Below are 1,530 nucleotides of genomic sequence, written 5' to 3' on the forward strand. Positions count from 1 at the left end.
GCTAAATTCCCAAACTAACTTCCACCGTTAATCCAAGTGGAAGTTAGTCTGATAAAAATCGTAAAAACCAGTGGAAATCCGTGTCAGGGTAAGTTCCACTGGTTTTACTAATACTTGATTTCATCGTTTTTGTAGCCAAAATGAATAGAAAAAAGAGCGCACAAAATCCCCTCATCTGAAAGCGTTTCAGATTAAGTTCCGCTATGGTGGAAGTTAGTGTGAGACGTTTGAATGCGGTTAAAGGTTAGTTTTTAGAACTTATGTTGGAGTAATTTAGACGACTGACAGACGTCTTCTGCAGGTATTTTAGAAATACCTAGAAGTTTAGGAATCTCTTCTCCGTAAGTAAAGGCAAAGAGTTCATAGGCTGACTTTCCATTCAAAGCAGCACGTTTGACACTGTTGACATGCGAACAAACGAGATTGATGTCCTCTTGAGTTAAGTTGTCAAAAGAAGTTTCCTTAGGTAGAATGTCGCGAATCAGCGTGTGATTTTTCTCAATTCTCCCTTTCTGGTCAGAGCGATTAGGGTCACAAAAGAAGAGTTTACTCTCTCCTCGCACATCCATTTCGATGTCATCAACCCTGGCAAACTCTCCACCATTATCTGTCAGGATGACAGGGAAGAGTTGGAAGAAATCTTTGTCCGCTTGGTGAAGAGTGTTCTTGATGTCATAGAGGTGTTTGGTAACCTCAAGGGTAGTTTTATTATCCAGAAGTCTAGCGAAGATAAAGTTACAGAAAGACAGGTTGAAGGTGAGTAGGACTTTACCTCCCATCCTGCCCATAACGGTGTCCATTTCCAGCCAAGAGTTCAGTTGCTTAAGAGCCAAATAATTTTGGAAATCCTCATAGGAACGGCCTTTTTTAGCTTCTTTAGGGATGGAAGGTAGCTTACTTTTCCGTCTTTCTTTGAATTTAACGGCTCTGGCTAGGTCAATAGGAGCGATAGATAGGTATCCTTTTCGGATGTGTCGATAGACGGTTGAGGAGCTGACATCAAGGTTGTGAGTTTTGAGGATATGATAGATGTGTTGGCCCTTTTTAACACCATCAGAAATGACTTTGTCCATGTCCCAGAATGTCTTGGAATTGAGAGGAGTTCCTTCACGAGCTTCGATAAGAGTTTGTTCGTACTGTTTTTGAGCTTGCTTAGCGAGGTAGAAAATCTTCTTATAGCCACAATTTTGGCTTCTTTTAGGGCAGCCGTTACAGACAAAGGGAGCTTTGTCGAGTAGAGGGCAAGGAAGGTTATGGCATGTAGACTCTCGGATTTGTCTGTTTCGTTTGACTTCTTTAGAAACAGTAGTCGGGTCTTTTAGAATGGATTGTCCAATAGCTTTGAAGGTTTCACTGCGCTCTAAGCCTAATTGGATATCATTACGGTCTGAAAGGGTAAGGTGTTTATGTTTTGTCATAGTGAGCCTCATTTCTAACTCAAACGTCTCACACTTAATTCCACCATAAAAATCCGTTTTAGACTAATTTCCACTTTGGTCAGGCAAGTGGAAGTTACTTTGAGAAGTTACC

The 1,530-nt window shown here is 41.0% G+C and carries 1 protein-coding gene; it reads right to left on the reverse strand.

Annotated elements, in window-relative coordinates:
* Positions 1–251: 251 nt before the first annotated feature.
* Positions 252–1,418, reverse strand: a complete 1,167-nt coding sequence (locus M1F55_RS08990; RefSeq protein WP_247947713.1) for an IS30 family transposase — start codon at positions 1,416–1,418, stop codon at positions 252–254.
* Positions 1,419–1,530 lie beyond the last annotated feature (112 nt).

This window comes from Streptococcus mitis (assembly GCF_023109235.1).
GTDB lineage: Bacteria > Bacillota > Bacilli > Lactobacillales > Streptococcaceae > Streptococcus > Streptococcus mitis_DA.